Source organism: Caballeronia sordidicola, from assembly GCF_000729995.1.
GTDB lineage: Bacteria > Pseudomonadota > Gammaproteobacteria > Burkholderiales > Burkholderiaceae > Caballeronia > Caballeronia sordidicola_A.
Genome location: NZ_JNFG01000214.1, coordinates 197,289 through 220,868 on the forward strand (window position 1 = coordinate 197,289; position 23,580 = coordinate 220,868).

A 23,580-nucleotide genomic window follows, 5' to 3' on the forward strand; every position below is an offset into this window, starting at 1 on the left:
TGCTCACCGCGTCTCGCGAATGCAACTCTCTTTCACGTGTTCAATTGAATTGTTAAGAGGAAGTCAAATGCCTGCATCGAAGAAGTTCGCAGCCGTTACGGGGGCCGGCTCCGGCATCGGCCGTAGCGCCGCCGTGGCGCTCGCCAACGCTGGATTCGCCGTTGCGCTGATCGGGCGCAGAGTCGAGCCGTTGCTGGAAACGAAGGAGGCAGTCGGCGTTGCCGGCGGAGAAGCGCATGTATTCCAGGCCAACGTTGCCGACGCTGCATCGGTCGAGCACGCGTTTTCGCAGATCGCAAAGACATTCGGCCGGCTCGACGTGCTCTTCAACAACGCGGGCCGCAACGCGGGGGCCGTCCCCCTGGAAGACTACGAGGTCGATTTCTGGAACGATGTCGTGGCCACCAATCTGACCGGCGTCTTTCTGTGCGCTCGGGCCGCTTATCGCCTGATGAAAGCACAGTCCCCTCAAGGCGGACGAATCATCAACAATGGATCGATCTCAGCCCACGCGCCGAGGCCGCATACCATCGCCTATACGGCAACGAAACATGCGGTCACCGGCATCACCAAATCGATCGCGCTGGACGGACGCGCATTCAATATCGCCTGCAGCCAGATCGATATCGGCAACGCGGCGACATCGCTCACGGAACGTATGAACCGCGGTGTACTGCAAGCGGATGGAAGCATGGCGCCTGAAGCAAGAATGGATGTGACGCACGTGGCGAATGCGGTCGCGCACATGGCCAGTCTTCCGCTCGAAGCCAATATTCTCAACATGACCATCATGGCGACCACCATGCCGTTCGTCGGCCGCGGATAAATCACCCTTGCGCCAACTATAAAAAAAACAACTGGCGAAAATGTTCTGGAGACACCGATGAAAGCCGTAGAGGAACACACATTGCCGGGCCGAAACCCGGCTTACGCGGATACCACGAAACGCTCCAGGGTGCGGTACGTCGTGCTCTCGATGTTGCTCGCGGCGACCATCCTCAATTACGTGGACCGGTCGGCGCTGGGCATCGTTGCGCCGGGCCTCTCGAAGGGCCTCGCGCTCAACCGGATGGAGATGGGCGAACTGTTTGCCGGATTCGGCTTGGCCTATTCCATTGCTCTCGTGCCCGGCGGCGTGCTGACCGATGTTCTCGGCTCGCGCCTCGCCTATGGGCTGTCGCTCCTCGGCTGGTCATTCGCCACGTTGACGCAGGGGTTCGCGACCGGCTATCACATGTTGCTTGGATCGCGGCTCGCAATCGGCGCAATGGAGGCGCCGGCGTTCCCCTCGAACGCGCGCGCCGTGACGTTGTGGTTTCCCGCCCGGGAGCGTGGTTTCGCGACCAGCGTGTATGTCATGGGGCAATACATCGGGACGCCCTTGTTCACTGGCTTGTTGCTGTGGATCTCCGCCGCGTACGGTTGGCGTTCGGTCTTTTTCGTAACGGGAGGCGTCGGTATTCTGTTCAGTCTTCTATGGTACGGGGTCTACCGCGATCCGCACCGGCACGCGGGTGTGAATGCCGCCGAGCTGCAATACATCAATGAAGGCGCTACGGTGGCGCGCAAGCCTCGCGAGAAGTTCGATTGGCGCATGGCGCTCAAGCTACTCGGCTACCGGCAGATTCTCGCCATCTGCATCGGCAAGTTTTGCAACAACACCTTGCTGGTCTTCTTCACCACGTGGTTCATGACCTATCTGATCGAGGCGCGTCACATGTCGATGATCAAGGTGGGGATTTTCCAGGCACTTCCATTTATCGGCGCGACGGTCGGCATTCTTCTTGCTGGCTTCCTCTCGGACTTTTTCATCCGGCGCGGAGTGTCGATTTCCACTGCGCGCAAGGCGCCGCTCATTATCGGCACGCTGCTCGGCGCGTCTATCGTACTCGTCAATTTCGTCGAGTCGAACGAGGGGGTGATCGCCATCCTGACTATCGCGTTCTTCGCGCAGGGCGTCGGGTCGATGTCGTGGGCGGCCGTCTCCGAAATCGCGCCTCGACAGTACGTGGGACTGACCAGCAGCATCACCAGCCTCGCGGCCAACATCGCGGCCGTCACCACCCCGCTCATGATCGGCTACATCACCCACCACACCGGCCACTTCTATTGGGCACTAAACCTGATGGGCGCGATATGCCTGCTCGGCACGCTCTCGTACTCTGTGCTTCTGGGGAAGCTTTCCCGCATCGAACTGTGACGCTTTTGACTAGACGGCGAAAAACGAATGATTGAATTCAAGTGGGACCATCTGCAACTGTGCTCGGCGGACGCCGAAGTCACCGCCGCCTGGTTTGCGCGCTGCCTGAACGCCGAGATCGTGCGTCGCCCGGGGCGGGTGGATTTGCGCATCGGCAGCATCAATCTTTTCATCACGTCGCTGGCGAGCGCCCAAAGTGGCCGCCCTCATGGCGAGCGGCAGCAGGGAATCGATCATTTCGGCGTGGTCGTGAACGATATCGACGCCGCGTTCGAGCATCTGTTGCGCTGCGAGGCGGAAATCGTCGAGCCGATCAAACAGGTTCGCCCCGGCGTCAGGGCCTGCTTCGTGCGGTCGCCGGGTGACATTCTCGTCGAGGTCCTGGAGCGGCGACCCGCCGAGATGACTTTTACCTGAAAAAACGTCAATATTGACGCTAGATCGGTCGTGCTCGAATGGAAGACGCGATCCGCGTCGTCACTCCGCTGTTGCCCCGTTCCGCTGCATCACCTTGCTTGGCCATCCCATGCGAAACTGGATCACTCTGACTGAAGCGGCTCGACAACTTGGAGTGCAAGCGCAAACTGTCTATGCGTACGTCAGTCGAGGCACTATCGCGGTCATGCCGGATCCACATGATCCGCGCAAGAGCCTGTATCGTGCGGAGGACATCGCCGGTTTGTGCCGCAAAAAACAGGTGGGACGCAAGCGCGAGGCGCTCGCCGCTGGGACTATATTCGGTGCCGAGCCCTGCATTTACAGTGGTATCACCACCTTCTCAAAGGGTCGGCCGTATTACAGGGGACGGGATAGCATCCGGCTTTCGGACACGGCGACGCTCGAGGACGTGGCGGCCATTCTCTGGAATGCGCGCGAGCCCGTTTCCTTCGAAACCGGTGACATGCCGCTACAGGGTGACGAACGAGGCAGGCAATGCGCGTTCACATCGCTGGCGGCGCTCGCGGCTAGCGGGCTCTCTACCCTCGGTCGCACGGACAGCGCGCTGCATGTCGAAGCCGGTCGGCTCGTGGCGCTCATCGCGCAAGCATTCGGCGCGCGCTGTGACGCGAATGCACAAAGCATGCATGAACGATTCGCGCTCGGTTGGGGCCAGGACCTCGATGGCGCCGAACTCATCCGCCGTGCCTTAGTCCTCGTGGCCGACCATGAGATTACGAGTTCGGCGTTCGCCGCCAGGATTACCGCCTCAACCGGCGCGTCGCTGCCGGGATGCCTGCTCACGGGACTCGCGACTTTCTCCGGCCCGCTGCATGGCGATGCGTCAGGCCGCGTGCGGGCCGTGTTCGACGACGTCGGAAGACTCGGTGCGGAGCACGTGGTTGCTCATCACTTGCAGTCGGCCATTCCGATCCCTGGGTTTGGACATCATCTTTATCCAGACGGCGATCCGAGGGCGGCCGCGTTGCTCGAAGTGCTGAATCCGCCTCAAGAGCTCATGTCGTTCATCAACAAGGTGGTTGAGCTGACTGGGCTCATGCCGAATATCGACGTTGCGCTTGCTGCCCTGGTGGCTCAGCTGGCGTTGCCGCGCGATGCGTCGTTCGCGGTGTTCGCAACAGCGCGGAGCGTGGGTCTGCTCGCGCATTGTATTGAGCAACTCCGGGTGGGCAAGGTCATACGGCCACGAAGCCGCTATACCGGGCTCGCGCTGGAAGACGCCGTCCCCGCGTTGCCTGCGGAAGGCGGTGAGGCTGTGCTCGATCCAGCCATGCTCGACAAGAATCGGGTATTCAAGGCGGTTGGACGCTGAGAAGCGCGTCAAACCGGATCTTTGTCGAAACAAAAAAACCTCGACGCCAATCGGCTCTCGCCGAAAGGACCGATTTGTTCCGGCGGACGTACACGTTTTGAGCGAAGCGGCGTCGGTAGCATCGGAAAAGTTGCCAGAATGCTTATGGCGATGGGGCATGCGACACCAGACCATGGCCAGACTGAGGACGGAAGGTCTGGAGTCAGGACGGGAGCCGACATTCCAAGAGTTGAATCAAAGTGCGCCGGAGCGGCGCTTCATGGCCCAGGCCGTGTCAAAACGCACGCCGCTTTCGCTCAGTGCAAAATTCGGCTTGTCAGAACGCTCTATACCGGCTTGGCGGCAGCTCAGGAGGGGTAAAGCGACCCCCTTCTAAAACCTGGTGATTTTGAGTTTTGACACGGCCTCGGCCGCTCACTGCCCTTCCGCGTCGGGTGGTCGCGCGCCCTGTTGCGCTAAAATGCGACTCGCGATAGGGCCTATAGCCCAAACTTGGTCAGAAGCGCGGTGGGCTCATCATCCGCGGGTGCCGGTTCGACACCGACCTCGTGCACCAACAGCGACAGCGAGCTCAGATGTCGACAGCAGGCTGACCCAAATTTTTCTGAACGTTGCTTCGATACGCGCATGGCAGGAACAAAACGAAAAGCCCCCCGCTCCAGCGGGCTTTTCTGTTTGGCCGCTGCCATGACAAGGCAACCGCCCGAAAATTCGGGGGTTCATCGGCAGATCCGCTCCCAGTGATGGTGATGCCAGACTCGATGGCAATGATGGTAATAGCGATCGTGATGGTAATAGGCGAATGCAGGGACTGCGGCGGAGAATGCCGTGACAGCGACTACGATGGCCATGGCGATCTTTTTCATAGTTTCGCTCTTGGTAAGGACGGAATAAGGTATGAGCAGGCGCCGTGCCCACCCGTTACCAAATCAGTACGCCCCTGCACCGTTTCGGTACCCCCTTATATCCCCTTCGAAGACCCATCGATGGGCCTTCCCTTTTGCTGCGTTTCCAGTAAAAGTTTGACGTCACTTGGTCGGATTTGAAATCGACCAAGCCATAGCCAAAGGCGCGTCCCAAGCACGGTGCGCTGGTCCGGTATGACAATCGAATCGCCGAGGTGTCGGGCGCGCGCGGCGAGCGCGCCATGATCCGCTCGCTGCACGCCGATGGTGTTAAGCGACGCAGCGCGGTGAAATGGAAAAACCCTCAAATTGCTCGACGATCAATTGTTCTAGCGTGAGCCCGCCGGTATCAAGCCGAGCTCGTTGCGACCGCCTGCGACCCGCGCAGGCGGACACCGCGTTCAACGCCCTACTGGTTCACTGCGTCCTTGAACGCTTTGCCGGCCGTAAACTTGACGGTCTTTGACGCGGCGATCTGGAGTGCTTCGCCGGTCTTCGGGTTGCGACCCGCTCGGGCCGCGCGCGCTCCCGTGCTGAAAGATCCAAACCCGATGAGTTGAACTGGGTCGCCCTTGACCACCGCGTTCGTCACGGTCGCCAAAAATGCGTCGATCGTTTCTGCTGCGGCGGATTTCGCGATGCCCACTTCGCTTGCCACTGCATCGATAAGGTCCTGCTTATTCATGTTTGTGCTCTCCATTTAAGCTAACTGACAGCCTGTATGCGTGCCAGCCCGGAGGATACCGCACCGAGCATGCCCGGTTGGCGCGGGCTGGCGCTGGTATCACAGCGACAGCGCCTTGCCTCTCCATTGGAGTCGACTGACAGCGGCTAGCCGCTGTCTTCTGAATAATATTGTGCCGCGGCATCGAGCATGCGCTGGCGTTCCGCGTGGACGTAGATCGACGTGGTCTGCAACGAGGCGTGACCGAGGATGCGCTGAACCACGTCGATGGGCATGTCCCGGGCAACGGCCCGAGTGCCAAAAGTGTGTCGAAACGCGTGAGCCGAGGTCGCGAGTAATTTTGCGTGCGCATCGTAGGACAGCGCGCCCTCGCGCAGCAGATCACCGGCGATGCGTCGCACCGCTTCGCGCACGAGGCGCGCGAGCGCGTCCGCCGCGTAGGGCTGATCGGGCGCCTCGCTGTTGCCGTCCGTGCCGCCATCATGCTTGGCGAGCGACGCCTCGGTGCCGTTGATCACGACCGGCGCGATCAGGGGAGCCGCGAGCGCCGGCGCATCGAAGTCTTTTTCCCGATCAGCCCAGTGCGCGCGCAACGCGGCAACTGCCGCTGCGCTCACCGGAACCGTGCGCTGCTTGCGGCGTTTGCCGACGATGGTCAAGGCCCAAACTGTTGTGCCTGTTTGTGCGGGTGCCGCCTCACTCGCTGCCTCACTGGCCGCGGCTTTCGGGGACAACCTGGTCAACCCCTTGGCGGAAGGTTTGGCAGGCCCGCCCGACGTCACGACGGCCACGCTCAGATTTTCGCGACGGGCGTGGGTCGCTTCGTCGCGCCGCACCCCCGAGTCGCCCATCAATAAAATCGCCGCCCGCGCGGTGCGCCACTGGCGCGCTTCTTCCTCGGTCGGTGTCAATCCGCCGAGCTCTGCTCCGTCACACCGAGCGTCGAGTTCCGCCCGCAGCGTTGTCCACAGATCGGCGGACAGCGCCCGCTCGACCTGCACCTCGACCTCGCGCGTGATCGTCGCCGGATCCGTCACCGCGCTCCACGGGTTGCCGGCGAGATACCGAACGGTCGTCAGCCACGCGAACGCCGCACGAATTGCGCGCACCGCGTACGCCTGGCTGTCGGGCGATAGTCCTTCGGGGGTGAACGGCCGCCACCGGCCACTCGCGCGCGGCCGCTTCGGTCCCACAAAACTCGCGAGCGGCGCCTTCAGGAAATCCTTGTACGCCTCGCAGTCTTCTACCGTCATCGACGAGAGGGCCACGCCCCGCACGATCACGAGCCACAGCACCAGTCGCTCGAGCTCGCGCGTGTAGACGCGCAAGGTCGGTGGCCGGTCGCGATAGCGATTCAAATAGGCGTGCACCGCCGCCAGATCGTGTTCCGCCCGAATGAATGCAAAGTCCCGCCCGCGGTGGGTGCCATGTTCACCAGAGAGCGCAGTTGGAATCGCGAGCCGCTCGAACGGGGCCAACTGCGGTGCATCAATCGACCCGCCGATCACCACCACATTACCTAGACCCACGGCCGGCACCAGCGGTTGGGTATCGACATCCGCATCGATGCGCTTGCCAAGATCGCTCTCGTGTCGGCGCAGCCAGGCAACGAGCACCCGCGCGCGATGCGCACCGATGCGTGGCATCGAGCGCCACCAACTGCCGCCGTGCGAATTGCAGAATTCGACCAGGTCACCGAGGGTATCGATCCCCTCCCCGACCAGTCGTTTGGTCACCAGCGGCCGGAACCACAGACCCACCTGGTGATCGAGCGACGGGGCAGCGACCGCCAGGGTCGACGCCTGCTCGACCATACGCAAGGTCACCGCAGTCAGCTTCGCACTGCCGTGCTGTTTGATCGACGCTTTCAGGTGCGACGCGAGCGCGGCGGAGCCGTTGCGCAGCGCGAGCTGCACCAGGTCATCGAGCATGGTGCGCAGATAGCGCGCGAGCGTCTCCGGCGTCGCCGCGTGCCGGGTCGTGTCCGGATCGTAGTAACGGCGGGCGATGACGCCTGCGTCGATGCGTTGCACGAAGGCGCGCAACGCGGTGAAGTCGGTGCGCGTGTAGGTGCGCGGAGTCGGCAGTTCGAGCTGCTGCTCACGATTGGCGATGGCACCCTCCTTTGGTCAGAAAACGGCCTTAAAGCAGATGATTACGAGCAAGTCAGCGCTGTAAATCAAAATACCGCTATTTTAGGCATTAAACGCTTGTCTGATAATAACAATTAGCAGTCCAGATATTTTGTTGCGAGACACGTTCAAGTACAGGGTGGCATTGTGTATCGCGAATTTAATGCGTAGCGCGCTGCGAGAGCAGATACGCTTAGCAGGCCGAGGCTGTCCAGGGACGGGTACTCTCTTGCACCTTAGGCAGGCGACGCCGACCGTGACTATTTCCGAGTGTGACCTGCACTCTGAAGCGCTGCGACGGATCTGTCAGCCCGCAACTTGCGATAACGTAGTTCCTTGCATTTAACCGCGCTCAGTCCACGGTGAGCGTCTATCGCATATTGTTCGAGTCCGCGCCGAGTGTGCTTTGCATTCACATAGTCAGATCGGCGACGAACGGAGAAATCACGAAGTAATTTTTAAACGCCAGTTTTTAGGTTGACGAGTTCGTTCACACGCCGAGCTTCCCATTCGTGGCGCGCCTTTGCGAGTTCCTCTGCGAGCAGCTTCTCATCCGGCAAAACTGTGTGATATTCGGCGGCGAGCACCTTGTTTGGAAGTCCTTCCAGCGCGTACCGCGCGACGGCTGCATTCGTGCGGGCGCACAAGATCAATCCGACAGGCGGATTTTCCCCAGGTAAGGTCCAGTGCTCGCGTGCGTAGTTGCAATACATGTGCATTTGCCCTACGTCAGCGTGGTTTAGTTCTGTCAATTTCAGATCGATGATGACCAGGCATCGAAGGCGTCGGTGAAAAAACAATAGATCGACCCGAAACCAACTCTCACCGATGCGCAAGCGGCGCTGACGTCCAACGAACGCAAAATCGCCGCCCAGCTCAAGCAGGAAATCTTCCAGCCGATGAACGAGCGCATCCTCCAATTGGGATTCGGAGTATTCGTCCTTCAGATCAAGAAACTCCAAAACATAGGGGTCCTTGATCGCTTCCTCTGGCGTGACGAAGTCACTCGGGTGCGCATTGCTCCCTTTTTCCAGCATTGCCCGCTTGTTTTTGGACAGCATGGCGCGGGTGTGAAACTGGGAACTAATTTGCCGGTCGAGCTGACGCACGCTCCATCCGCCTCGAAGCGCTTCGGCCTCATAGAACGTGCGCTCGTCAGTCGAGCGGGTGCGACGCATCAAGTGTACGTAGTGCGTCCACGAGAGGGGGAAAACAGTTGCCAACCGCTCGAGGTCAAAATTCCGAATCACCAATTCGGAATTCGGGGCTGCGCTCGAATCAGCAGATTTCCGAATCAGTGATTCGGAAATCGCCGCAGGCGGATACGTCTGGTAAAACAGTCGCATCAGTTCGAGGTTGTCTACCCCAAAACCGCGGCCGAATCGTTTAGTCAGATCGCCAGATAGTCGCACCAGCAACGCTTGACCGTAGGCTGCCCGGTTTTCCCCGCCTTGTTCGAACTCCACAACCCGCCGGCCGACTTCCCAATAAGTCGCGGTCATCAGCGCGTTCACGCTGCGGGCAGCGGCTCGGCGGCTGCTTTCCAGGATGGCGACGATATCGCCGTGAATGCCCTTGTAGTCCGCGCTGCTTAATACGATGTCAGTCATTGCTTGTCACGGAACGATATAAGAAGGATGTGTTGCAGTCGGTCCAGAAGGAGCCTTGGGCATAAGGTTAGCTGATCCGGCGACGTAACGGGCGCTACGGGTCCGAAGGCGCTGATTGCTTGAACTCATCGGCTTATACCGCGTGCATGATGCTCTAACGCTGAATCGTGCGTCGTCCTCGCGGAATCCACCCCAACAAATTCAGGCTTTGCGCGTCCGCGGCGATTTACCCACCGGGCCACTGCTCTTGCCCGGGGCTCCTGTCGATTTCGCTGTCCGCTTCGCCGTCAACACCTTTTGCTTGGCAGCGGCATCCGTCAGCGACAACGCCCGTTGGTCGCGTTGATCACGCGCCTGCAACCCTTCATCGGCATAACGCGCGTTCTCGGTACGCAGCGCATCCAGCTTGCCCTCGAGCACACCGACTTGTTGATGCAGATTACCGACTTGAGCCTGCAGTTTCTGCACGTCGTCGATGCCGGACATTGCCCTGCTCCGTTTTACGGTTAGCCGTATCAAGCTCCTTCTGCAAGCGCCCGGCCACCTGCCGCTCGCGGCCGATTTCCGATAGCGCCCGGGTTTCGGCGGCTTTGAGCCGCTCCTGCTCCAGCTTGCCGTCGGCACGCAGCTTATCCAGTTCAGAGGTGAAGTCATGGCAGGCGGTTTCGAGCGCTCGCTGCAACCGCTGCTCACTCTGTTCCGCAAGGCCTACCTGGCTATTTTTGTCTATCCCCCGAGAATTGAAAATCCTCCTCTAACCCACGCCAGGTTGGGCTTCCAGAGGCACTCCGCAGACAAAGACGGTCGGGCTGGTGCCATTCGTCACGCTGTGGATTGCCGATCAGCGCGAGCTCGCACATCGGCGGCCGTCGCAGTCGGCAACGCGATGAACTCGCGCTCCGGCATTCCTGCGTAGGTCTGCAGGAACGGCAGGTACAGTTCCATAATCCACTCGTCCCCGTCTTTCCGCCCTGCGTATGGATGCAGGATTTCGCCATCCGGTCGACGCCGGTCGAAACGCAGGACGCCCTTGTGCGGGTAACGGGCTTCAGGATTTTTCCAGCGTTCGTCCATCATGTGCGTGACCACCTCGTGCGGGAAGCCCGGGTGCCCGGAGGTTTCATGTTCGTGGAGGGCTGCCCTGATCGCCTCTTCCTCCGTCAGATGACAGGCAGCGATTTCGTGCTCGTCGAACACCACTTCTTTCGCGATATAGGGCGGCCCGCGATACCAGTTGGGATCGTCGCGATCGAGCTGGATGGCAGTGATGGTACGCGTGCCGACATCGGTGCATCGCCACCAGAAGCCGGCAATGCCCATGAATTCAAGGCCGATATAAAAGTCAGAATGCTTCATGCGGAGCCCCGTGAAGTCGGCTGAGCTTGGGCCGCATCGGCGGGCGCCGGGCGGAGCGGGTCCGGTTCATTGACCGTTTGCGCGTGCCGCCGGTCATCTTCCGCGTGCAAGTAAATGCCGGTGGTCTCGATCGACGCGTGACGCAGGTTCTTCTGGATGAAGCGCAGGTCGGTGCCGGCGTCGGCCTAATGTGAGGCCGCGCTGTGACGCAGCCAGTGGGTTGACGCGTTTCGGCTGCGCCCTTCTCCGTGCATAGAATCAGGCCTACCGGCGGGTTTTCGCCCGGCTTCATCCAGTGCTCCCGTGCGTAATTCAAATGGAGGTGCATCTGTCCGGCATCCGCGTAGCTGAATCGCCCCACTTTCAGGTCAATCACGACGAGGCATCGGAGTCGCCGGTAAAAAAACAGCAGATCGACCCTGAACCAGGTGTCGTCGATCCGTAGCCGGCGCTGCCGACCGAGAAAGGCGAAATCGTCACCCAGCTCAAGCAGGAAGTCAGTCAGATGGCGGATAAGACCGTCTTCCAACTCGGACTCGGAATATTCGTCCTTGAGGTCGAGAAACTCCAGGACGAAAGGATCCTTGATGGCCTGCTCAGGCGTGAGCGTATCTGCGAGTCCTGACTTCTCGGCCTTTTGAAGCATCTCCGCCTTGTTGTGCGAGAGCGCGATGCGCTCGTAGAATTGGCTGCCGATCTGGCGGTCCAATTCGCGCACTGACCATCCGCCGCGCAGCGCTTCTGCTTCGTAGAAGCTGCGGGCGTTGGGGTTCTTGAGTGACAGCAGGCGCACATAAGCCGACCACGGCAACGGAAAAGCCTGTGCCAAAGTAGCCAGACTAAGAAAAGAGCGTGCACGGGGCGGGGAACTCTCCTTCACTGGAGAAATTGCAGACGGTGTCGGGACAATCGCAGGCGGTGGTGATTTTGCAGACAGTCTCTGCAAAATTTGCTCGGCCGGCCAGGTGAGGTAAAACGCCCGCATCTGTGACAAGTTACGCCAGCCGAAACCGCGCCCGAACCGCCGGGACAGGTCCTCGCCCAACCGCTTGATCATCGCTTCGCCATAGCCGGCCCGGCCTTCACCGCCCTGTTCAAATTCGACGATACGCCGGCCGACCTCCCAATAGGCCGCGACCATCAACGCGTTGACACTGCGGGCAGCAGCCAGACGGGCGTCCACCACACCGGCAATCTCGCCATGCAATTCAGCGTAACCCTCCGGCGCGGTGACGGGCCTCGACTTCACGCGTTCACCGCGTCCTTGAATGCCTTGCCAGCAGAAAACTTGACCGTCTTCGCCGCCGCGATCTGGATTTCCGCGCCGGTGGCGGGGTTCCGTCCAGTGCGTGCGGCGCGCGCGCCGGTCGCAAAGGTGCCGAACCCGATCAGCTGGACCACTTCGCCCTGGGTCACCGTCTCTGTCACCGCGTGGAGGATGGCGTCGAGCGTGGCGCCGGTCGCCGCCTTGCTCGCGCCCGTGGTCGAGCTGATTGCATCGATAAGTTCCTGCTTGTTCATGAGTCTCCAGACCTCGTGTTGAAGGGCCGACCACCCTGCGCCAGCCCATACAAGCCACACCCTACCGCACCGGGGCGCTCCGACGCAAACCGGCAGACCTGCCGCGACGCGCAGTTGCGAGTTCAACACGGACACCGACAGGGCCATGTCGTTGCCGGCGCGCTTTGCCCCACCCACGCTCCGGTTGCGCGAAGTCCCGACCTCCCTGCCCGACGGACACCATCCCAGCCGTAAACCCGTCACATCGCGCGCCCGAATCCAAAATCGCCACATCTGATAACTGGAGTAAGCATGAATGCGGAATTTGAGCGCGCGTACCGGCGGCTTTGCGCGCCGTACGCCGCGGAACGGTGGGCGCGGGGCGCGAAGGGAGCAAAAGCAGAAGGCGATCTGCCCTTCCACTTCGTCTTTGGAAAATGAGCGACTGAAATTGTCGGCTTGATAAGCGCTTCCTTTCGATCACCAGGCTGCTTTCTGGGCAGAGAGTTTCCCTCGGTGAGGCTGCATTCCAGTGCCTGCGAGCAGAACTGACCGCGATTTCGGCTTGGACGCGGCCCGATAGCGCACGTGCCAGCGGTGCGGGAGGCTGCGATGCCGGCCACCAAACTGGATGTCACGAACTGAATGGTCTGATAGCCCTAATTCATACCCTTCGTCTAAACCTTCCCTGGCGCGACGCGGTTGAAAAGCCATCCCGCGGGCGCGCGAATTGACGCTGCTTCGCCCATCTCTCTGCACGAACGCGGTAGGGCCGGCGGATCCATCGGAACGGTGGGATCCTCCGTTGCACTTCAGCGTTTCCGCACGCGATCAAACATGCACTAGAAGCGTGGTGCTGTATCCCGCTGCCTCCCCGGTTCATCACACCGATCTCGGTTGACGATCACGCCAGACGCCGCCCTGCCCGGCTATTTGGATGACTGAACCCGGCTTTCAATCAGGTTTCAGGTGTGATAACCGTTATTAGCAGACCTGCATTTGCTGACGCCGCAAAGCGTGCAACGGAAAGCGCCTCTTCAGCCATTCTTAAACCCAGTTCGATGCTGATTTACCGTGTGCAGGCTGCCTCAGTAGTCTTTTTGCCAGTTGTTGACGTCACAGACTCCCGGCCACGTGCGCTGCTCGACGTCAAACGTCGAGCAGCGCACGGCAGCATCGTGAATGCATACATTATTCTCTCAAAATACGGCGAAATTAGTATTTCCGGAGAATAAATCATACTGTGTGAGCCTGAAAATCCCCTTGCTGCGAACCACGCTCCTCGTCGTCGCCTGTCCTAAGCGTGCGCACGTTGCATGATTTATTCTTTGTAACTTCAAATTAAATGGGTGTATGCTATAAAAAATCATGCTTTATCGACGGAATGGCCAGCAAGACACTTCAACGGCTCATGGCAAGCGCGCCGCGCGGGCAACCGCTCACGCCGCAAATGCTTCGCGACTGCGGCGTGAGCGCCCAGCAGACAACCTATCTGGTCAATGCCGGATGGCTGCAACGCCTGTCCAAGGGCGCCTATCTGCTCGCTGGCGACACGCCCACCCGGGATGGAATACTGGCCTATCTGGCCCAGCGGATACCGGGCCTTCACGTCGGCGGCAGAACAGCCCTGGACTGGCAGGGGGTGCGTCACAACCTGAGCTTTCGCGAGCGCGTCGTGCTGTGGGCTGGACGCCCTTACGTCATGCCGGACTGGGTGGGCGAACATATGCCCTATACCCTGCAGACCACCTGCCTGTTCGACCAGAGCATGCCGGAAAACACCGCGCTGTCACCGCTGCCGAACCGCGATCCCTCCCTGCTCGTTTCCGAGCCCGAGCGCGCGCTGCTTGAACTCGCCAGCGATGTAGGCAAACGACGTGCGAAGGGGCAATCGCTCGAGGAGGCCATGAGCCTCGCGTCCTCGCTTCGCAATCTCCGGACAACGGTCCTGGACACCCTCCTCTCGCACTGCACGCGCGTCAAGGTCGTCAAGCTTGTGCGCGACCTTGGTGAGGCAGGCGGATTTCCCTGGGGCCACGACCTCCAGCGGCACGTCGACCGGCTCGGGCCCGGCCGACGCTGGACGAGTAGCCGCAAGGGCGGCCCCCGCCTCTCCCTGAAGGCCTGACCTGCACGGCCCCTTAAGGCTCAACGTCCTCTCAATGAACGATCAATACCTCAGTACGGTTCGCCTCATGCTGGCGATTGCGTCAGATGTTTTTGACACGCCCCACTTCGCGATGAAAGGCGGCACCGCCATCAACATGTTTGTTCAGGATCTGCCCCGCCTGTCCGTCGATATTGACGTGGTCATGTGTTCACATGAGCCGGGCCGCGACGACGCTCTTGCAATCATCCATGACGAACTCGCTCGCGCGCGACAGGCCATCGAGCGACAGGGACACATGGTTACCGTGGCGGCCGCCAGTGGCAGAAACAAAGGCGACGACGTGAAACTGACCGTCTCGTCCGCTGAAGCCCAGGTCAAGGTCGAGGTGAACTATGTTTTTCGCGGCACATTAACGCCGACGGTGACGCGCAGTGTCGTGCCGCGCGCACAGGCTATGTTCCGCGTCGACTTCGAAGTGCCGACGCTTGCCGATGCCGAGCTATACGGCAGCAAACTCGTTGCGGCACTGGACCGGCAGCATCCGAGCGATATTTTTGATGTGCAGCACATGTATGACACTTATGGTCTGCGCCAGGACGTCGTGACGGCTTTTGTCGGCTATCTGGCGGGTCATAACCGCCCCGTCCACGAGGTACTCTTTGCGAAGCCGCGATCACTTGAGGACGAATACGAGGCCGGCTTTGTCGGCATGACCGTTGATCAGGTCGATCTGGCTGCACTGGAGGCTGTCCAATCCCGACTCCACCATGACCTTCCTCGGGCGTTGACCGCGGAGCACCGCGAATTTCTCGCCTCGCTCGTGAGACTCGAGCCAGACTGGTCACTGATGCCATACGACCATCTACGCGACCTACCGGCAATCCGCTGGAAGATGGAGAATCTTGGCAAGCTTAGGACACGCGACGCGACCCGCTTTGCCCATCAGAGTATGTTACTGGCGGAAGGCTTCGCGGCGCTCGATGACAGCTAAACGCCTGCCTATGATAAGTAACCACATGTGTTCGTAAATCTTGCGGCTCATTGTTTCACCCAGCCCATGCGAGCGTATGCGTCAGAGCAGGTGTCGATTTCGTGCTGCGCGATAATCGGAAAGAGGCCAGGTGTCGATGCGTTGCATTGAGCGACCTGGCCTGTTTTCGGATCTTTGAACACGGCCGGTGAGGCACATGCTGCCATTAGGATCGCCGAGACAATCACGAACATTCTTTTCATCGCTATCGGTCTCTATGCTGATCAATACAACGGAGTTCGGCCCACAGCATAGCTCGTAGCAAGATTGCACCCCCTGCAGGAGTGCGATCTTGGAGACTCAAATCCTCTCGTGAGTTATCCATAGCAAGCGAATGGAAGCGAAACCGCGAGGGATAACGCCTAAGGCGAAAGCGCGAGTACTTGCAGTAACCATTCAGATTAATTGCGCACATGTTTCTCCCTACTCGCTAGATCTGCAACCATCCCTAAAAATAAATTCCACGCAAACCTTTGCGCAAGCATGACCAAGGGATGTCCACCCTGCGCGATTACAAGTCGATGCCGTTACCAATGGCAGCGGTCATCGTTTCGTCCGTCATCGGTGCTCTGCATCCACAGCAAGAAAGCCGCTTAATACACACTTTCTGCGATAACAATATTTGGGGTTGAGAGATGAATTCAAAAAGACTGACAGTGAGGGGTAGACTTTCGATCGCATTTGGCTTGCTCGCCGTTGTTGTGCTGATCGTATCGGGAATGTCGCTCAAGTCACTGAACGACGCCAACGACCGCTTCTACGGCTTCGTCAATGGCATCAACGCGCGGGCAGAAATGGCCGAGTCCATCCGCACCGCCGTGGATGAACGCGCCGTGGCAGTCCGCAACCTGGTGCTCGTGAGCAAGCCAGCTGATGTGGAGATCGAGAAAGCCGCAGTTGTCGATGCGGAACAAAGGGTCGAGAGTCGGCTGGAAAAATTTAACGCCATGGTGGCGGGTGCTCACGACATGAGTGATCAAGCGCGTAGCCTCGCCGCGGAAATATCCCGCGTTGAAGCGCTGTATCGCCCGGTCGCTCTGGATATCAATCGCCTTGCGTCGAGCAACCAACGCGAAGCGGCAATCGAGGAGATCACGACGAAATGCAGGCCCTTGCTTACATCGCTGATCAAGGCGTCCAACGACTACGCGGACGTGACGCACCAGCGCGCCACGAACATGGTTCAGGAAGCCGAGGATAAATTTTCCAGCCAACGCAACTTGCTCATCGCAATATGTCTTGCGGCGATCGCGATGGCAGTACTAGCTGGTGTGGTCATTACGCGTAGCTTGATGCGCGCGCTCGGTGCGGAGCCGACCGATCTCGCCTATGTGACACAGCGCGTCGCCGCGGGCGATCTTAGCCCGGTCGCGGGCGCCACGAACGCCCCCGTGGGAAGCGTGCTTGCGTCAATGGGTGAAATGCAGATTAGTCTTGTGAACCTGATCGGCCGCGTACGAACCGCCGCAGACAGCATTGCGACCGGCTCCAGTCAGATCGCCACGGGTAACACCGACCTCTCTTCTCGCACCGAGCAGCAGGCGGCCTCGTTGCAGGAAACGGCATCGAGCATGGAAGAGCTTACCTCTACCGTGAAACAGAACGCCGAGAATGCACAGCAGGCAAGTACGTTGTCTGCGAACGCATCGGAAGTCGCGCTCAAAGGCAGGGGCGTGGTCGGTCGTGTTGTCGACACAATGGGAGATATCAGCGCGAACTCGGCAAAGATCGCGGACATCACGAGCATTATTGAAGGTATCGCTTTCCAGACGAACATTCTAGCGCTTAACGCCGCCGTGGAAGCTGCACGAGCGGGTGAACAGGGACGCGGCTTTGCGGTAGTCGCGAGCGAAGTGCGTAACCTTGCGCAGCGTTCGTCTAGTGCTGCGAAAGAGATCAAAGAGCTGATAAGTACATCGGTCCATAAGGTTCGGCAGGGAGAGACCCTCGCGAACGAAGCAGGCACAACCATGGCAGAAGTGACTCAAGCGGTCGCTCGCGTGACCAACATCATGGGTGAAATCGCTGCTGCATCGACCGAGCAGAGCAAGGGCATCGAACAGGTCAGCCATGCCATCACCCAGATGGACGAAGTGACGCAGCAGAACGCCGCGCTGGTAGAGGAAGCCGCAGCGGCGGCGAACTCGCTCGAAGATCAGGGCCGACAGCTAAACCAGTGTATCGCGTCGTTTCGATTCGAGACGCTAACAAGCAACCGTTGATCCCGAAGACGCGTTGGGATGCTGGAATCGCCCTTGATGAGGACGGTGCCGACATTTCAACGCGTTCTGTGATTTCAGCAGCTTGCACGAACGCCTACGTGTAAGAATTTCACTCATGCAACTGGTTGCTAGTTTCGACGCTGATTTTGTACAGAGCGGTCGAACAAATCCGAGGCGCAAATCCATATCGGGTACGGCATGCTGAAGATGCGATGATATGTTTCGGTATGCGAAGATGAAGGTATCAAGAGGTCGAGCGCGATCGCGAAGCTGAGAAGAGCGCCGACGATGCTACGCAAGGCCTGGGCATGAGATCAGTTTCGGCAGTAGTGCCGCAGATTGATCATCGCATAGGCGAGCGTCTTTAACGCGTAGTGCACGTCACTGATGCGTTCGAAGCGCAGCAGCAGACGGCGGAACTTATCTTCCCAGGCAAAGACGCGTTCGATGGTCCTGAAGCGCTCCTCGAAGATCGCCGGATCAAAGCGCTGCTTGCGGCCCCGCTTCGGTGTTTTACGCCCACGCGGGTTCTCGGGGATGTTCTGGGTCATGCCGCGATTGAAGATCGCCTTGCGGTTGGGCCGGCAATCGTAGACGCCATCCAGACTCAGGGTTGAACCTTGCAGGTCTGCGCCAATGGCGCGGGCCATTTCGGTTAGTCTGGGCAGCGAGTCGCGCAACAGCGGTGATTCGTTGCGGTTGCCTGGGGCCGTTACGAACGGCGCGATGATGTTGCAGTCGCGATCGCAGAAGGCGACGACCTTGCAGCCCTTGAGATGCTTGTGTCCGCTATACCCGAGGTTGTCGCCGCCTTTCTTCGCTGCAGTCGTCGTGCCGTCGCCGTGGATGACTGAAAGGTCCAGGATCTGGTCCTGATGAAGTTTATGTACCGTGCCCGTAAAGATCCGGTCGATGCTGCCATCAGCCTGCCAGCGCCGCATCATCCTGTATATACGCGTGTGGTGGATTTCAGGCAGACCTTTTGCATTCCTTTCGATCGGCAGCATCTTCCATTGGCAGCCCATGTACAGTATTTGCAGGATGTAGTTGAAGATTTTGTGCAACGACAGCGTGGGTGCCGGTCCGCGTCGGCCACGACTCAGGTGTGGCAAGACAAATTCTTCGAACTGCGCTTCGCTCAATTTCGTCGGAATCGCTTGCCAGCATGGGTTACCCGTCATTCGCTGAGTCCAAACATCTGGACTCTAACCGATCTGCCTTCGCCGATCACAAATCCAGTCCCGGCGCGGATCACAGACAAATTCGATGACCTCGAAAAACTAGCAACCAGTTGAACCCCACTGATCAGCCGGCCAAGGTGCTTTGGATCATCGCAAAGCTGCCGAACGACTTGTTGCTCTAAGCTGAACCTAGGGGTATCGGGGAAGTGATTAAGCTAGGTGACAGGCCACTTGGCTTCGTTCATCAACCAGCCTCAGCATTGGCTCTGCGATTTCACAGACCTGCTCCGAAATGGGGCAGCGTGTGTGAAATCGGCAGCCCGGAGGCGGTGAGCTGGGGCTCGGCGGGTCACCCACAAGGAATGACATACGGCGCGAACGTTCAATTTCCGGGTCGGCCGACGGAGCAGCATCCAGCAGAGCACGCGTATAGGGATGGCGCGGCCGCGCAAAGAGCTCGGACGTAGGGCCCGTCTCAACGATCTTGCCCAGATACATCACGCTCACTCGCGTGCAAACCAGACGGACGATTGCCAGATCATGCGCGATCAAGACAATCGAAAGATCTAGCTTTTACTGCAAATCCGCGAAGAGGTTGAGAATGTGCGCCCGAATCGAAACATCAAGGGCGCTCAACGGCTCGTCGCAGATGAGAATGCGAGGATCGAGGGCCAGTGCGCGGGCAATGGCCACGCGCTGGCGCTGACCACCCGACAAAGCGCGAGGCAGCCAGTCCGGGCATGACTCTGGCAAGCTCACAAGTTGAAGCAGTTGCAGCACTCGTTCGCGGCGCTGAGAGGCGGGTCCCAAACCGTAGATTTTCAAGGGCTCTTCAAGAGATTGCAAGATCGTTTGTCGACGGCTTAGCGATGCCAACGGATCCTGGAAGATGAACTGGACGTGCCGGCTGAAAGCAAGACGCTCCTGACGCCAGTCATAGAGCGCAGGAACGTGCAACCGAACGATTGCGCCAGGCGTCCGCCCATTGGTTGCGACACACCGGGGGTTCGCACATGATGGATGGCCAAGTCGATCTGCGATACGTCCGGGACAACCTGGGGCATGAATCGATCTCGAGCACCAGCCAGTATCTGCATGCGGACGACGACGATCGGCATCGTGCAACAGAGGCCGGACTGCGACTCAACTGGTAGCAAGATGACTATCGATCCAAGGACTGCATCAGGTGGTCTGTGATCGGTATCCACCGAGCGGCCGCTATTGCGCACAGCGAATGCCTCAAGTAGACCAAACAGTATTTGCCCTTCGGGGACGACGTGCGAATGTCCGGCTTTGAATCAGGTGTGCAAATTGAAGCCTCGTCGTCTCTGAAGGAGGCTGACTGAAACTCGCTTTGCTCGCTTATGGAGTCTGCAGGGCTCCATCCTTTAGCCGGGTCTGCGTCCATGTCGTCACGGTGTTTTCACACGGATATTTCGCTGCCTCGACTTCGTCGATGTCGACGCCAAGACCCGGCTTGTCGTTGGCATAAACGTGTCCATCCCTGAACTCGGGAAGACCGGGAAAGACATCCAGCAAAGCCGCTCTCGGCCCCTTGAGTTCCTGGATCACGAAGTTCGGCGGCTCGGTGCCTGACCACTCCTGCACGCCGAAATTGCGCGCCACAAGGTCGATGTGGATGTTCGCCGCATGGGCGAGCGGAGACATGTCCCCCGGACCGTGCCACGCCGTCCTTACACCGAATTGCTCGGCAAAGATCTGCAGCTTGCGTCCCGCCGTGATGCCACCGATCTGACTAAGGTGAACCCGGATGTAATCGATCAACCGCTCGGTGATCAGGAACCGCCACTCGGAAGGATTGTTGAAGAGCTCGCCCTGGGCCAAAGGCGTCGTGGTTTTCGAGCGCAACTGACGAATCCATTCGCCTTCTTCCAAAGCGATCGCATCTTCGAGAAAGAACAGGTCGTACTGTTCAAGTTCGCACGCGAACTTGATGGCTTCGACGGGTTTGAGCCGTCCATGCACGTCGTGGCACAAAGCGACATCAAAGCCAACCCGGCTGCGAATACCGTCGAACAGCTTGAGCGTTTCGCGCATGTACTTTCTGCTGTCGAGATAGACACCGTCTGCAGCACCCTGCGGTGCACTCGACGGCGCACGGCCATAGCCGCCTCCACCGTAGCCGCCGCTCTGACAGCGAATGTGCGTGATGCCCTGCTCGCGGTACTTCTGGATGTTCTCGCACAACTCATTCAGATCGCGGCCATCGGCATGCCGATAGATGGGCACGCCTTCGCGACACTTGCCGCCAAAGAGTTGGAAGAGCGGCATATTCGCCATCTTGCCCTTGATGTCCCACAAGGCCATATCGATGCCGGAGATCGCGTTGTTCTCGATCGGACCATTGCGCCAGTAAGCGTTCTGATGCATTAATTGCCAGAGTTCTTCGATCGCTTCGGCATCCCTACCGATCAGGAGCGGCCTGAGATACTCCTCGATCAGACATTTGACCGCGACATGCCGGTAAGCAAAGGTCGCGCAGCCGAGTCCATACAAGCCATCCTGGTTGGTCTCAAGTTTCACGACAATCAGGTTGATGCCTTCCGGCGCGGTCAGGATGACTTTTACATCGGTAATCAGGGTTGCCATTTTTTAATCTGCCAGAATCGAATCAATAAAGCGGAGCCGCATCGCGCGCTTACTTACCTACCGCGTTACGTGCGGCGCAGCGAGAGCGGCTCTTCACGCTTCACGCGTTGCCCGGAATGCGCCGGTACGGTGATCATCAGGATGACCGCGAGGAGCAGACCGGCCGCCATGAAGATATACGAGGCCGCGGGACTGCCGGTCGCGCCGTTCAGGTAGCCGACGATATACGAGCCGGCAAACGCGCCGAGCGCTCCGCACGCGTTGACCAGGCCGATTGCACCGCCCAGCACGTTGCCCGGAATCAGTTCCGGTATCAGGGCGAAGAAAGGACCGTATGGCGCGTACATCGAAGCGCCCGCTACCACCAGCAGTGCGAACGAGATCCAGAAGTGCGATCCGCCGACCAGATACGAAGCTACGAATGCAATGGTCCCCACGAGGAGCAGCGGCCACACGAACAGCTTGCGGTTACGGGTCTTGTCCGAGAGCCACGACGCGAGCAGCATCAGGATGATCGCCGCGAGATAGGGCACGGCGGCAAGCCAGCCGACCGACACGATGTCGATGGTCGATGCAGCTTTAAGAATCGACGGCAGCCACATGATGAAGCCGTACACGCCAATGCTCCACAGCGCATGAATCGCGCAGCATTTCCAGACGATCGACGAACGGAACGCCGCCTTGTAGTCGCGCACCGGCGCGATGTCCGCTTGCTCAGCCTTCAGGCGGGCGCTGAATTCGAGCTTTTCGGCGTCGCTCATCCAGGTCACTTCAGCCGGGCGATCCTGCACGGTGAACCACCAGACCCCCGCCCAGATGAGCGCCGGGATGCCTTCGAAGACGAACATCTCGCGCCAGCCGAAGCTGTGGACCAGATACCCGGACACGACCGACATCCACAGCACCGTCACCGGATTGCCGAGAATCAGGAACGTATTGGCGCGTGAGCGTTCAGTGCGTGTGAACCACCGGCTGATGTACATCAGCATCGACGGCATCACGGCGGCTTCCACGACCCCCAGCACGAAGCGCAGCACCATGAGCATCGGAATATTGCTGACCATGCCGGTCGCCGCAGCGCACAGGCCCCACAGGACGAGGCTGAAGAAAATCAGCTTCTTGACGCTATTGCGCTGAGCGTAGATCGCGCCGGGCACTTGGAACAAGCAGTAGCCGAGAAAGAACAACGAACCGATCAGCGACGAGGTGCCTTGCGAGATGCCGAGATCTCTGTTGATCCCAGCCGCCGCGGCGAAGCCGTAGTTCGCGCGGTCCAGATACGCGAGACTGTAAGTGATGAAGATGATGGGCATCAGATACCACCATCTTTGGGGTGCAACGGGTTTAACGCTTTCCATGATGTCTCCGGATCGGTACGGCGTACACACAGTTCGGTTAGTGCGGGTCATTCTTTTTGTTCTCGTGCTCCCGCGCGGACTTGCATTTAAAGCACGGCCAGCCAGCCTCCATCGACGTAGATGATCTGGCCGTTCACATAACTCGATGCGGCGGACGATAGGTATACGGCCGTGCCGACGAGTTCCTCCGGCCTGCCCCAGCGTTGCGAAGGATTGCTGCTTTTCACCCAGGCATCGAACGCCGCGTTCTCAACGAGCGGCTTGTTCATGTCGGTCAGGATGTAGCCCGGACCGATCGCGTTCGCCTGGATATCTGACGCGCCCCACTCGGCGCTCATCGCTCGGGTCAGCATCTTGATGCCGCCCTTGGCCGCCGTATAGGCACCCACCGTCGCACGCCCGGCTTCGCTCGTGAGCGAGCCGATATTGATTATCTTGCCGCCCGTGCCGCGCGCGATCATGCGTCGCGCCGCCTGCTTGGAGACGATGAACGCGCTCGTCAGATTGGTGTCGATCACGCGCTGCCAGTCGCTCAGCTCTAGTTCGACAAGCGGCTTGCGAAACTGGATGCCAGCGTTGTTGATGACAATGTCGACCTGCACTCCGTCCTTGTCCCATTGCGCGAACGCATCGGCGACGGCCTGTTCGTCGGTCACGTCGAAGGCATGGCCTTGGGCGTTGAGCCCCTTGCTTTTTAGCCGGGCGGCCGCTTCGGCGACCGTGTCAGCACGCGTGCCGTTCAGGATCACCCTGGCGCCTGCCGTGGCGAGTCCCTCGGCGAGTGCGAAGCCAATGCCTCGCGCGGAGCCTGTTACGAGCGCCGTGCGGCCGCTCAAGTCGAATAGCTGTGTCATGCGCTGTTCCTTCTTCGGGTGTGCAAGTACGAGACGCGAGTGCGCCCTTCGCGACC

21 protein-coding genes and 1 pseudogene are annotated in these 23,580 nt (G+C 59.6%); 8 read left to right on the plus strand and 14 right to left on the minus strand.

Annotated elements, in window-relative coordinates; all coding sequences use genetic code 11:
- Positions 1-67 precede the first annotated feature (67 nt).
- The 4 genes from FH08_RS0145465 (at position 68) to FH08_RS0145480 (ending at position 3,971) form a co-directional block, all read left to right on the plus strand.
- A complete protein-coding gene (locus FH08_RS0145465) occupies positions 68-826 on the plus strand; it encodes an SDR family oxidoreductase (protein ID WP_031364734.1) in 759 nt (252 codons plus the stop codon).
- 57 nt (positions 827-883) lie between these two features.
- A complete protein-coding gene (locus tag FH08_RS0145470; RefSeq protein ID WP_031364735.1) occupies positions 884-2,200 on the plus strand; it encodes an MFS transporter in 1,317 nt (438 codons plus the stop codon).
- A 27-nt stretch (positions 2,201-2,227) separates the two neighbouring features.
- Positions 2,228-2,617 carry a VOC family protein gene (locus FH08_RS0145475; RefSeq protein ID WP_031364736.1) on the plus strand — a complete coding sequence of 130 codons (390 nt, stop codon included), beginning with the start codon at positions 2,228-2,230 and terminating at the stop codon, positions 2,615-2,617.
- Between the two features lie 109 nt (positions 2,618-2,726).
- A complete protein-coding gene (locus FH08_RS0145480) occupies positions 2,727-3,971 on the plus strand; it encodes a citrate/2-methylcitrate synthase (protein ID WP_031364737.1) in 1,245 nt (414 codons plus the stop codon).
- 1,314 nt (positions 3,972-5,285) lie between these two features.
- On the opposite strand, the gene FH08_RS0145495 is transcribed toward FH08_RS0145480, so the two are convergent.
- The 8 genes from FH08_RS0145495 to FH08_RS0145525 form a co-directional block, all read right to left on the minus strand.
- Positions 5,286-5,561 carry an HU family DNA-binding protein gene (locus FH08_RS0145495; RefSeq protein ID WP_031364740.1) on the minus strand — a complete coding sequence of 92 codons (276 nt, stop codon included), beginning with the start codon at positions 5,559-5,561 and terminating at the stop codon, positions 5,286-5,288.
- A 146-nt stretch (positions 5,562-5,707) separates the two neighbouring features.
- A complete protein-coding gene (locus tag FH08_RS0145500; RefSeq protein ID WP_326929018.1) occupies positions 5,708-7,594 on the minus strand; it encodes a site-specific integrase in 1,887 nt (628 codons plus the stop codon).
- Positions 7,595-8,151: 557 nt separating this feature from the next.
- The gene (locus FH08_RS0145505) at positions 8,152-9,303 is read right to left on the minus strand and encodes a PDDEXK nuclease domain-containing protein (protein WP_031364742.1); all 1,152 of its coding nucleotides are present in this window, start codon (positions 9,301-9,303) and stop codon (positions 8,152-8,154) included.
- 201 nt (positions 9,304-9,504) lie between these two features.
- Positions 9,505-9,789, minus strand: a complete 285-nt coding sequence (locus FH08_RS0145510) for a hypothetical protein (RefSeq protein WP_031364743.1) — start codon at positions 9,787-9,789, stop codon at positions 9,505-9,507.
- A complete protein-coding gene (locus FH08_RS52840; RefSeq protein WP_160172568.1) occupies positions 9,743-9,985 on the minus strand; it encodes a hypothetical protein in 243 nt (80 codons plus the stop codon). The genes FH08_RS0145510 and FH08_RS52840 overlap by 47 nt, the downstream gene beginning before the upstream one ends.
- A 140-nt stretch (positions 9,986-10,125) precedes the next feature.
- Entirely contained in the window at positions 10,126-10,659 is a 534-nt protein-coding gene (locus FH08_RS0145515; RefSeq protein WP_031364744.1) for a hypothetical protein, read from the minus strand.
- Positions 10,646-11,842 carry a PDDEXK nuclease domain-containing protein gene (locus FH08_RS0145520; protein ID WP_235210714.1) on the minus strand — a complete coding sequence of 399 codons (1,197 nt, stop codon included), beginning with the start codon at positions 11,840-11,842 and terminating at the stop codon, positions 10,646-10,648. Before FH08_RS0145520 ends, FH08_RS0145515 begins: the two co-directional genes overlap by 14 nt.
- 62 nt (positions 11,843-11,904) lie before the next feature.
- On the minus strand, positions 11,905-12,180 hold the full coding sequence (locus FH08_RS0145525; protein WP_031364746.1) for an HU family DNA-binding protein: 276 nt from the start codon (positions 12,178-12,180) through the stop codon (positions 11,905-11,907).
- A 1,363-nt stretch (positions 12,181-13,543) separates the two neighbouring features.
- On the opposite strand from FH08_RS0145525, the gene FH08_RS0145535 reads away from it, so the two are divergent.
- The 3 genes from FH08_RS0145535 to FH08_RS0145550 all read left to right on the plus strand — a co-directional run bounded on the left by FH08_RS0145535 (position 13,544) and on the right by FH08_RS0145550 (position 17,521).
- Positions 13,544-14,287, plus strand: a complete 744-nt coding sequence (locus tag FH08_RS0145535; protein WP_031364747.1) for a type IV toxin-antitoxin system AbiEi family antitoxin domain-containing protein — start codon at positions 13,544-13,546, stop codon at positions 14,285-14,287.
- Between the two features lie 34 nt (positions 14,288-14,321).
- On the plus strand, positions 14,322-15,260 hold the full coding sequence (locus FH08_RS0145540) for a nucleotidyl transferase AbiEii/AbiGii toxin family protein (RefSeq protein ID WP_031364748.1): 939 nt from the start codon (positions 14,322-14,324) through the stop codon (positions 15,258-15,260).
- A 674-nt stretch (positions 15,261-15,934) separates the two neighbouring features.
- On the plus strand, positions 15,935-17,521 hold the full coding sequence (locus FH08_RS0145550) for a methyl-accepting chemotaxis protein (RefSeq protein WP_031364750.1): 1,587 nt from the start codon (positions 15,935-15,937) through the stop codon (positions 17,519-17,521).
- 314 nt (positions 17,522-17,835) lie between these two features.
- Here FH08_RS0145550 and FH08_RS0145560 read toward each other — a convergent pair whose 3' ends face one another.
- The 3 genes from FH08_RS0145560 to FH08_RS53905 all read right to left on the minus strand — a co-directional run bounded on the left by FH08_RS0145560 (position 17,836) and on the right by FH08_RS53905 (position 19,659).
- The gene (locus FH08_RS0145560) at positions 17,836-18,702 is read right to left on the minus strand and encodes an IS5 family transposase (RefSeq protein WP_075583467.1); all 867 of its coding nucleotides are present in this window, start codon (positions 18,700-18,702) and stop codon (positions 17,836-17,838) included.
- Positions 18,703-18,912: 210 nt separating this feature from the next.
- Positions 18,913-19,200 (minus strand): oligopeptide/dipeptide ABC transporter ATP-binding protein, encoded by a 288-nt coding sequence (locus FH08_RS53900; protein WP_235210715.1) that lies wholly within the window; start codon positions 19,198-19,200, stop codon positions 18,913-18,915.
- A gap of 75 nt (positions 19,201-19,275) precedes the next feature.
- Entirely contained in the window at positions 19,276-19,659 is a 384-nt protein-coding gene (locus FH08_RS53905) for an ATP-binding cassette domain-containing protein (RefSeq protein ID WP_268810847.1), read from the minus strand.
- Between the two features lie 5 nt (positions 19,660-19,664).
- Here FH08_RS53905 and FH08_RS52360 point away from each other — a divergent pair.
- Positions 19,665-19,856: pseudogene (locus FH08_RS52360) on the plus strand (tyrosine-type recombinase/integrase); the annotation flags it as partial.
- Between the two features lie 208 nt (positions 19,857-20,064).
- On the opposite strand, the gene FH08_RS0145575 reads toward FH08_RS52360, so the two are convergent.
- The 3 genes from FH08_RS0145575 to FH08_RS0145585 form a co-directional block, all read right to left on the minus strand.
- Positions 20,065-21,312 (minus strand): enolase C-terminal domain-like protein, encoded by a 1,248-nt coding sequence (locus FH08_RS0145575; RefSeq protein ID WP_031364751.1) that lies wholly within the window; start codon positions 21,310-21,312, stop codon positions 20,065-20,067.
- A gap of 65 nt (positions 21,313-21,377) precedes the next feature.
- The gene (locus FH08_RS0145580; RefSeq protein ID WP_031364752.1) at positions 21,378-22,670 is read right to left on the minus strand and encodes an MFS transporter; all 1,293 of its coding nucleotides are present in this window, start codon (positions 22,668-22,670) and stop codon (positions 21,378-21,380) included.
- A gap of 86 nt (positions 22,671-22,756) precedes the next feature.
- Positions 22,757-23,524 carry an SDR family oxidoreductase gene (locus FH08_RS0145585; protein ID WP_031364753.1) on the minus strand — a complete coding sequence of 256 codons (768 nt, stop codon included), beginning with the start codon at positions 23,522-23,524 and terminating at the stop codon, positions 22,757-22,759.
- Between the last annotated feature and the right edge of the window lie 56 nt (positions 23,525-23,580).